At 72.0% G+C, this 8,772-nt stretch carries 11 protein-coding genes; 9 read left to right on the plus strand and 2 right to left on the minus strand.

Annotation, left to right across the window (positions count from 1 at the left end; translation table 11 throughout):
* From V7793_RS27915 to V7793_RS27955, 9 genes are all read left to right on the plus strand, one after another.
* A partial coding sequence (locus V7793_RS27915) for a DNA translocase FtsK (RefSeq protein ID WP_336011338.1) occupies window positions 1-1,551 on the plus strand: 1,551 nt, incomplete at its 5' end.
* A gap of 198 nt (window positions 1,552-1,749) precedes the next feature.
* On the plus strand, window positions 1,750-2,571 hold the full coding sequence (locus tag V7793_RS27920; RefSeq protein ID WP_336011341.1) for a helix-turn-helix domain-containing protein: 822 nt from the start codon (window positions 1,750-1,752) through the stop codon (window positions 2,569-2,571).
* 128 nt (window positions 2,572-2,699) lie between these two features.
* Complete coding sequence (gene rimO, locus V7793_RS27925) at window positions 2,700-4,175, plus strand: 30S ribosomal protein S12 methylthiotransferase RimO (RefSeq protein WP_336011343.1); 1,476 nt, start codon at window positions 2,700-2,702, stop codon at window positions 4,173-4,175.
* Complete coding sequence (gene pgsA, locus V7793_RS27930) at window positions 4,172-4,819, plus strand: CDP-diacylglycerol--glycerol-3-phosphate 3-phosphatidyltransferase (RefSeq protein WP_336011347.1); 648 nt, start codon at window positions 4,172-4,174, stop codon at window positions 4,817-4,819. The genes rimO and pgsA overlap by 4 nt, the downstream gene beginning before the upstream one ends.
* Window positions 4,816-5,364: a CinA family protein gene (locus V7793_RS27935; protein ID WP_336011349.1), complete on the plus strand. Its 549-nt coding sequence runs from the start codon at window positions 4,816-4,818 to the stop codon at window positions 5,362-5,364. The genes pgsA and V7793_RS27935 overlap by 4 nt, the downstream gene beginning before the upstream one ends.
* A gap of 94 nt (window positions 5,365-5,458) precedes the next feature.
* Window positions 5,459-5,833: a helix-turn-helix domain-containing protein gene (locus tag V7793_RS27940; protein WP_168091934.1), complete on the plus strand. Its 375-nt coding sequence runs from the start codon at window positions 5,459-5,461 to the stop codon at window positions 5,831-5,833.
* 197 nt (window positions 5,834-6,030) lie between these two features.
* Window positions 6,031-6,501 carry a Dps family protein gene (locus V7793_RS27945; RefSeq protein WP_168091933.1) on the plus strand — a complete coding sequence of 157 codons (471 nt, stop codon included), beginning with the start codon at window positions 6,031-6,033 and terminating at the stop codon, window positions 6,499-6,501.
* Between the two features lie 211 nt (window positions 6,502-6,712).
* On the plus strand, window positions 6,713-6,925 hold the full coding sequence (locus V7793_RS27950; protein WP_168091932.1) for a hypothetical protein: 213 nt from the start codon (window positions 6,713-6,715) through the stop codon (window positions 6,923-6,925).
* Window positions 6,926-7,034: 109 nt separating this feature from the next.
* Window positions 7,035-7,346, plus strand: a complete 312-nt coding sequence (locus V7793_RS27955) for a hypothetical protein (protein WP_336011357.1) — start codon at window positions 7,035-7,037, stop codon at window positions 7,344-7,346.
* Window positions 7,347-7,475: 129 nt separating this feature from the next.
* Here V7793_RS27955 and V7793_RS27960 read toward each other — a convergent pair whose 3' ends face one another.
* Entirely contained in the window at window positions 7,476-8,285 is an 810-nt protein-coding gene (locus tag V7793_RS27960; protein WP_336011359.1) for a DNA-formamidopyrimidine glycosylase family protein, read from the minus strand.
* A 94-nt stretch (window positions 8,286-8,379) separates the two neighbouring features.
* On the minus strand, window positions 8,380-8,772 hold a 393-nt coding region (locus V7793_RS27965; protein ID WP_443058011.1), incomplete at its 5' end, for a hypothetical protein.

The raw sequence follows: 8,772 nt of genomic DNA on the forward strand, positions 1-8,772 counted from the left end.
CTCACCAAGGCCGCGCCCGCCCCCGACGCGGCGCCGGGCCTGCCCGCACGCGCCGAGCAGCTCCAGCTCTCGGGCGACATCACCTACTCCCTGCCCACGCTCGACCTGCTGGAGCGGGGCGGGCCGGGCAAGGCGCGCAGCGCCGCGAACGACGCCATAGTGGCCGCGCTGACCACCGTCTTCTCCGAGTTCAAGGTCGACGCCGCCGTCACCGGCTTCACCCGCGGCCCGACGGTCACGCGCTACGAGGTGGAGCTGGGCCCCGCCGTCAAGGTCGAGCGCATCACGGCCCTCGCCAAGAACATCGCCTACGCCGTCGCCAGCCCGGACGTCCGCATCATCTCCCCGATCCCCGGCAAGTCCGCCGTGGGCATCGAGATCCCCAACACCGACCGGGAGATGGTCAACCTGGGCGACGTCCTGCGCCTGGCGGACGCCGCCGGGGACGACCACCCAATGCTCGTCGCGCTCGGCAAGGACGTCGAGGGCGGCTACGTGATGGCCAACCTGACGAAGATGCCGCACATCCTCGTCGCCGGCGCCACCGGCTCCGGCAAGTCCTCGTGCATCAACTGCCTCATCACCTCGCTGATGGTGCGGGCCACGCCCGACGAGGTCCGCATGGTGCTCGTCGACCCCAAGCGCGTGGAGCTGACCGCCTACGAGGGCATCCCGCACCTGATCACCCCGATCATCACCAACCCCAAGCGCGCGGCCGAGGCCCTGCAGTGGGTCGTCCGCGAGATGGACCTGCGCTACGACGACCTCGCGGCCTTCGGCTTCCGGCACATCGACGACTTCAACGCGGCCGTCCGGGCGGGCAAGGTCACTCCTCCGGAGGGCAGCGGGCGCGAGCTCTCCCCGTACCCTTATCTGCTGGTGATCGTCGACGAGCTGGCGGACCTCATGATGGTCGCCCCGCGGGACGTCGAGGACTCGATCGTGCGGATCACCCAGCTCGCCCGTGCCGCCGGCATCCACCTGGTGCTGGCCACCCAGCGCCCGTCCGTCGACGTGGTCACCGGCCTGATCAAGGCGAACGTGCCGTCCCGGCTCGCCTTCGCCACCTCCTCGCTCGCCGACAGCCGCGTCATCCTCGACCAGCCGGGTGCCGAGAAGCTGATCGGCAAGGGAGACGGCCTCTTCCTGCCCATGGGGGCGGGCAAGCCGGTCCGCATGCAGGGCGCCTTCGTCACGGAGGCCGAGGTGGCGGCCGTCGTGCAGCACTGCAAGGACCAGATGGCGCCGGTCTTCCGGGACGACGTCACCGTGGGCACGGCCAGGAAGAAGGAGATCGACGAGGACATCGGCGACGACCTGGACCTGCTGTGCCAGGCCGCGGAGCTGGTCGTCTCCACCCAGTTCGGCTCGACGTCGATGCTGCAGCGCAAACTGCGTGTGGGATTCGCGAAGGCGGGCAGACTCATGGACCTGATGGAGTCGCGGGGCATCGTGGGCCCGAGCGAGGGCTCCAAGGCCCGCGACGTCCTCGTCAAGCCCGATGAGCTGGATGCCGTGCTCGCGGTGATCCGCGGGGACGGCGGGTCCTGACGGCGCCGGAGATTCCTGCCCAACCGTTTCTCTCGGCGGCGTGTCGAGTTGAGAAAGGGGGGCGGTCCGATGTTCCACCGTCGGCGCCGCAGAGTCATCTGATGGCGTACAAAGTCCGGCTTCCCGCTTGCCCGCGGCTTTCGTATCCCCCCTAGACTGAACTCCCAGCAGGTGGCTACACGCTCGAAAGGCGCCCACGTGTCCATCGGCAACTCCTCCGCAGACGCAGAAGCAGACGACCGGCCGTCGATCGGCCGGGCTCTCCAGCAGGCCCGTATCAGCGCCGGACTGACCGTCGACGAGGTCAGCTCCACCACCCGCGTGCGCATCCCGATCCTGCACGCGATCGAACAGGACGACTTCTCGCGCTGCGGCGGAGACGTCTACGCACGTGGGCACATCCGCACCCTGGCGGTCACCGTCGGGCTCGACCCGGCCGGGCTGCTCGCGCGCTACGACGCCGAGCGCGGCGGGCGCCCCGCGCCGACCCCCGCGGCACCCGTCTTCGACGCCGAGCGCATCCGCCCCGAGCCCCGCCGGCCCAACTGGACGGCGGCGATGGTCGCCGCGATCGTGGCCGTCGTCGGCTTTGTCGGCTTCACGCTCTTCAACGGCGGCGCCAAGAGCACCAACGGCTCCGTCGCGGCGGACTCGCCCTCCGCCAAGCCCTCCGCCTCGCCGAGCCGGAAGCTGCCCTCGGGCAAGCCGGCCGACCCGAAGGCGGAGCCCTCGGGCAAGGCCATCGCCGGGGCGCCGGCCAACAAGGTCACCGTCAAGCTCGCCGCCGATCACGGCCAGACCTGGATGTCCGCCAAGGACCACAACGGCCGGCTCCTGGAGGAGGGCGTCCTCAAGCAGGGCGATTCCAAGACCTTCACCGACAACACCCGGATCGATCTTGTTCTGGGCAACGCCGGAGCGGTTCGGCTGTTCGTGAACGGCAAGGAGGTCAAGAATGTCGGCGACAAGGGCCAGGTCCAGCGCCTCAGCTACACCAAGGGAGACCCCGTAGCGGGCTGACCTGCGGCGGAGGGTGGGCGCGGACGGCTGGGGGACGCGCCCCCGGGTGATCGTTCTCTCGTGGCCCACGGGTATTGCCGGGAGCCTCGGCAGCGGATGAGGCTCCGGGACAAAGTAGGCTGAGCCCTATGCCCGAACGCCGTACCGTCGCTCTTGTCACACTTGGCTGCGCCCGTAACGAGGTGGACTCGGAGGAGCTGGCAGGCCGCTTGGCGGCGGATGGCTGGGACCTCGTGGAGGACGCCGCCGAAGCCGATGTGGCCGTCGTCAACACCTGTGGCTTCGTCGAGGCCGCGAAGAAGGACTCCGTCGACGCCCTCCTGGAGGCCAACGACCTCAAGGACCAGGGGCGCACCCAGGCCGTGGTCGCCGTCGGCTGCATGGCCGAGCGGTACGGCAAGGAGCTCGCCGAGGCGCTGCCCGAGGCCGACGGCGTGCTCGGCTTCGACGACTACGCCGACATCTCCGACCGGCTCCAGACCATCCTCTCCGGCGGCGTCCACGCCTCCCACACCCCGCGCGACCGCCGCAAGCTGCTGCCGATCAGCCCCGCCGAGCGGCAGAGCGCCGACGTGGCCCTCCCGGGGCACGCCCAGGACACCCCTCCCGACGACCTGCCCGAGGGCGTGGCGCCGGCCTCCGGGCCGCGTGCGCCGCTGCGCCGCCGGCTGGAGACCAGCCCCGTCGCGTCCGTGAAGCTCGCCTCCGGCTGCGACCGGCGGTGCTCCTTCTGCGCCATCCCCTCCTTCCGCGGCTCCTTCATCTCCCGCCGCCCCTCCGACGTGCTGGGCGAGACGCGCTGGCTCGCGGAGCAGGGCGTGAAGGAGGTCATGCTGGTCTCGGAGAACAACACCTCCTACGGCAAGGACCTCGGCGACATCCGCCTGCTGGAGACGTTGCTGCCCGAGCTGGCGGCCGTCGACGGCCTGGAGCGCATCCGGGTCAGCTACCTGCAGCCGGCGGAGATGCGGCCGGGTCTGATCGACGTGCTGACCTCCACCGAGAAGGTCGCGCCCTACTTCGACCTGTCCTTCCAGCACTCGGCCCCCGGCGTGCTGCGCGCCATGCGCCGCTTCGGCGACACCGACCGCTTCCTGGAGCTGCTCGACCAGATCCGGGCCAAGGCCCCGCAGGCCGGCGCCCGCTCCAACTTCATCGTCGGCTTCCCCGGTGAGACCGAGGAGGACGTCGCTGAGCTGGAACGTTTCCTGACCGGAGCCCGCCTGGACGCCATCGGCGTCTTCGGCTACTCCGACGAGGACGGCACCGAAGCGGCCACGTACGACCACAAGCTCGACCCCGAGATCGTCGCCGAGCGCCTCGCGCGCATCTCCCGGCTCGCCGAGGAGCTCACAGCGCAGCGCGCGGAGGAGCGGATCGGAGAGACCATTGAGGTGATGGTCGACCGTGTGGACGAGGAGGACGGCGTGATCGGCCGGGCCGCCCACCAGGCGCCCGAGACCGACGGCCAGGTCATGCTCGGCACCGGCCCGGACCTCGTCCCCGGCCGTATGGTCGTGGCCAAGGTGGTGGCGAGCGAGGGTGTCGACCTCGTCGCCGAACCGCTCGGCGACGGAGGGTGTACCGAGGAGGCGGGCAGATGACCGGAGTCCCGGCCTCCGCCACCGGAGGCCATGCCCCGGCGGCAGCCGTACGGCAGGCCGGGCTGTGGAACATCGCCAACATCCTCACCATGGCGCGGCTGCTGCTCGTGCCGGGGTTCGTGCTGTTGATGCTCCACAACGGCGGGTACGACCCGGCCTGGCGCTCCTTCGCCTGGGCCGCCTTCGCCATCGCCATGATCACCGATCTCTTCGACGGTCATCTGGCCCGGACCTACAACCTGGTCACGGACTTCGGCAAGATCGCCGACCCGATCGCGGACAAGGCGATCATGGGTGCGGCGCTGATCTGCCTGTCCGCGCTGGGCGACCTGTGGTGGTGGGTCACCGGCGTGATCCTCTTCCGTGAGATCGGCATCACGCTGATGCGGTTCTGGGTGATCAAGCACGGCGTCATCCCGGCCAGCCGCGGCGGCAAGATGAAGACCCTCGCGCAGGGCGTCGCCGTCGGGATGTACATCCTGGCGCTGACCGGGGCGCTGGCCACCGCTCGCTTCTGGGTGATGGCGGTGGCCGTGGTGTTGACGGTGGCCACGGGGCTCGACTACGTGAAGCAGGCCGTCGTGCTGCGCAGGGCCGGCCGGGCCGCGGCCGGCACCGGAACTCCCGGGGCCGCGTCCCGATGAGCGCGGCAGGCGACACGTACACCCCGGCGGCGTCGGCGGTCCTGGCCGCGCTCGTGGCGCGCGGTGAGACCGTCGCCGCCGCCGAGTCGCTCACCGGAGGGCTGGTCGCGGCGGAGCTGACCGCGGCGCCCGGCGCGTCCCGCTCGGTGCGCGGGTCGGTCACGGCGTACGCCACCGAGGTCAAGGCCGCGGTGCTGGACGTGGACGGGGAACTGCTCGCCCGGCGCGGCGCCGTGGACGGCGACGTGGCCCGGGAGATGGCCCGCGGCGTCCGCACGCTGCTGGGCGCCGACTGGGGGCTCGCCACGACCGGCGTCGCCGGTCCCGAACCCCAGGACGGCAAGCCCGTCGGGACGGTCTTCGTGGCCGTCGCGGGGCCGGGGGAGCGCACCCGGGTGCGCGAGCTCTCGCTGGACGGGGAGCGCTCCCGGATCCGGTCGGAGAGCGTCCGGTCGGTGCTGGAACTGCTGCTGAACGAACTGACGGAAAACGTGGGCGCAAAGGATACGGAACACAACGGGGGGAATGGATGTTTGCAGCCCTGAGTGAACACGACATAGCTCCCCGCACGGCCGGAGCCCGAGGCGGTACGGTGGGGCGTGAAGGATCCGGATTCGCGGTCCAAGGAGGGAGCCACCGATGATTCTGCTCCGTCGCCTGCTGGGTGACGTGCTGCGTCGGCAGCGCCAGCGCCAGGGCCGCACTCTGCGCGAGGTCTCCTCATCCGCCCGGGTCTCGCTCGGTTACCTCTCCGAGGTCGAGCGGGGGCAGAAAGAGGCGTCCTCCGAGCTTCTCTCCGCAATCTGCGACGCTCTGGACGTACGGATGTCCGAGGTCATGCGCGAGGTCAGCGATGAATTGTCGCTCGCCGAGCTGGCGCAGTCGGCAGCGGCGAGCGAGCCGGTACCCGCGCCGATGCGGCCGATGTTCAATACGGTGTCCGTGACGGGCGTGCCGGGGGAGCGAGTCACGATCAAGGCTCCCGCCGAGGCCGTGGACGTGGTCGCGGCCTGACAGGCGTTTTGCGTGAAATCCCGGTCGGTTCTCCGACCGGGATTTCGTGTTTCCCGGAGCCGTTCGTTCTGGATGGATCCGGGGTGTTTCGGGGGTGGATCCGCGGTGGTGTGCGATGGCGGGTCGGCGGGAAGGCGGATAAAAAGACGAACAACACGGAACAAACGGTCCAAACCGTTGAGATGGGGAGAACCTGGATGTCTGTCGTCAAGAGTTCGCTGTCCGAACCGGATCGCAAGACCGTGGGGGACGCCCTCCAGGGCGCCCTGGTCGACCTGGTGGACCTCTCGCTGGTGGCCAAGCAGGTGCACTGGACCGTCGTGGGCCCCCGTTTCCGCTCGGTCCACCTCCAGCTGGACGAAGTCGTCGCGAGCGCCCGCGTGCACGCCGACACCGTCGCCGAGCGCGCCTCGGCCCTCGGCATCGCGCCGGACGGGCGTGCCGAGACCGTCGCCAAGACCAGCGGCATCGACCCGGTCGGCGGTGGCTGGAGCAAGGACACCGAAGCCGTACAGACCCTCGTCTCCGCGCTGGGCGCGGTGATCACCCGGATGCGGGAGCGCATCCGCGCCACGGAGGAGCCGGACCCGGTCACCCAGGACCTCCTGATCGGCCTCACCGGCGACCTCGAGAAGCACCACTGGATGTTCCAGGCGGAGAACGCCTGACGGCGCCGGGGAGAGACCCCGGCGGAGCGGAGACGGGATCCCCCGGGCGCCGGAGCCCGGGGGATCCGTCGTGCCCGGGCTCCGGCGCGGGGGCTTTCAGCGGCGGGCCTCCGGTACTGGTGCCGGGGCTCCTGGCCGGCTGCCGGGGGCTTCCGTTCCGCCGGATCCGGTTCCGGTGGCGCCCGCGGCCCGGCCGCGCTCTCCTGGGGACATGGACGAGCATCCGGTGATCCGCTTCACGAACGAGCTGATGGTGCTCACGGACCTCGACCAGACCACGGCCGGCACCTTCGTGCGCCGGGTGTACCAGGAGGGCACCCACGAGGGCGAGCAGCGGCTGATCGTCGACCTGCACCAGCGCGACCGCAGGATCACGGAGCTGGAGCAGGAGCTGGCGCGACTGCGGGGCGGGGACTCCGGCTGACCGCCGGCGCCGCAGGGCGCGAACGGGCGTGCAGCGCGCCGCTTCCGGCTTCCGGTGCGCTCTCCCACGCCAGGGGAAGCCGGTCTAGCGTCGGCCGAAGGAGGCAGCCATGGTCCGGCGTGATGTCTGGGGCTGCCGTCGGCCGTACGTCCTGCTGGGGCGGGCGGTAGCGCTCGTCGCCGGCGGTCTGTGGTGGTGGGCCCTGCTGAGACTGCTCGCCCAGCCGGGGCGGGCCGGGCCCGTGGACGGGCTCGTCCTCGCCGGCGGGTGGGGCCTGAGCCTGCTGCCGGTGCACTGCGGCCCCTGGAGACGGCGTGACGCCCGGGAGGGGCTCCTGGGCGCTGTGGCCGCACGGGTGGGGCGGTTGGCGTGGGTGGCGTGGGCGTGCCGGCGGCGCGGAGGCCCGGCCGGCCGGTCGTGAGGGCGGCCGGGGTGGTCGGAGACGAGGACGGGGGTGGCGTGGGCGAGGGGGCGGGTATGAGGGGGCCCTGCGGAGGGGTCCTGCAGAGAGGGTGGGTTCCTACGGACTGCAGGGCTTCACTCGTTCGGCTTAATCATGGGTGTGCCCGGGCACGGTGCCGGGCTGGCAGGCGGGGCACCAGTACGTGACGCGCTCCTGACCCGGCTCCCCCTGGTCCGCCGTGCGCAGCGGCGTCCCGCAGCGGCGGCAGGGCCGCCCGGCGCGCCCGTACACCCACACCCGGTGGCCGGGGCGCGGATCGCCGGTGGTGATGCGGGCGGTGCGCGCCTTGTTGGCCTCCAGGAGCTTCCTTGCCAGGGCGGGCAGGCGCTCGGGGGCCGGGACGTCGCGCACGGGCAGCCAGGGGGAGATCCGGAGCAGGAAACAGAGCTCCGACTTGTAGACATTGCCGATGCCGGCGAGGTTGCGCTGGTCGAGCAGGGCCTCGCCGACGGGCCGGCCGGCGTCGGCGAGCAGCCGGCGCAGCGCCTCCTCCGCATCCCAGCCGGGGCCCAGGAGGTCCGGGCCGAGGTGGCCGACCACCGAGCTCTCGTCGGCGGTGCGCAGCAGCTCCAGCACGGGCAGGCGGTACCCCACGGCGGTGCGGTCGGCGGTGGCCAGCACGGCGCGGATCTGGTGCCCGGGGCCGCCGCGCCACCGCTCGCCGGGGGCGTACACGTGCCAGGCGCCGTCCATCCTCAGGTGCGAGTGCAGGGTCAGGCTCCCTTCCACGCGCGTGAGCAGGTGCTTGCCGCGGGGGAGGACCTCGGTGACGCGGCGGCCGGTGAGGTCCACGGTGGCCAGCGAGGGGACGCGCAGGTCGGAGCGGACCAGCGGGGCGCCGGTCAGGGCGCGGTCGAGCTCTCGCGCGGCGCGCCAGACGGTGTCTCCCTCGGGCATGTGCTCCTCCGTCGTTCCCGTGCTTCCCGTGCTTCCTGTGGTTGTTCGTCCTTGTCCGTCTTTGTTCGTCCTTGTGTGGCTTCCGGCTTCCGGCTCAGGGCGCGCGCAGGCGCAGGCCCTTGGGTGTGGCGTGGAAGCCCGCCGCCTCCAGCAGGGGGCCCAGAGGGGAGGACAGCGCGGCGGCGCCGTTGATGCGCTCGACGGTGACGGTGCCGAGCGCGCCCGCGCGGGCCGCCCCGGCCAGCGCCTCGGCCGCCTCGCGCAGCCCCGGGTCGTCTGCGTCGGCCGTCTCGGCTCCCTCCTGCTGCGGCCAGGCGAGGAGGGTCTTGCCGCCGCGCTCCATGTAGAGGGCGAGGGCGCCGTCGAGAAGCACCACCAGGGACCCCGCCTTGCGGCCCGGCTTGTGGGTGGCTTCGGCTGGCGGCTCGGGCCAGGAGAGCGCCGCGCCGTAGGCGTTGGCGGGGTCGGCCGCGGCGAGGACGACGGC

The organism is Streptomyces sp. KLMMK, from assembly GCF_036961605.1.
GTDB classification, from domain to species: Bacteria; Actinomycetota; Actinomycetes; order Streptomycetales; family Streptomycetaceae; genus Streptomyces; species Streptomyces telluris.

Coding starts and splice junctions, on each gene's coding strand:
- rimO (WP_336011343.1), top strand. CDS start 2,700: ATGCCCGAACGCCGTACCGTCGCTCTTGTCACACTTGGCTGCGCCCGT.
- pgsA (WP_336011347.1), top strand. CDS start 4,172: ATGACCGGAGTCCCGGCCTCCGCCACCGGAGGCCATGCCCCGGCGGCA.
- V7793_RS27935 (WP_336011349.1), top strand. CDS start 4,816: ATGAGCGCGGCAGGCGACACGTACACCCCGGCGGCGTCGGCGGTCCTG.
- V7793_RS27940 (WP_168091934.1), top strand. CDS start 5,459: ATGATTCTGCTCCGTCGCCTGCTGGGTGACGTGCTGCGTCGGCAGCGC.
- V7793_RS27945 (WP_168091933.1), top strand. CDS start 6,031: ATGTCTGTCGTCAAGAGTTCGCTGTCCGAACCGGATCGCAAGACCGTG.
- V7793_RS27950 (WP_168091932.1), top strand. CDS start 6,713: ATGGACGAGCATCCGGTGATCCGCTTCACGAACGAGCTGATGGTGCTC.
- V7793_RS27955 (WP_336011357.1), top strand. CDS start 7,035: ATGGTCCGGCGTGATGTCTGGGGCTGCCGTCGGCCGTACGTCCTGCTG.
- V7793_RS27960 (WP_336011359.1), bottom strand. CDS start 8,285: ATGCCCGAGGGAGACACCGTCTGGCGCGCCGCGCGAGAGCTCGACCGC.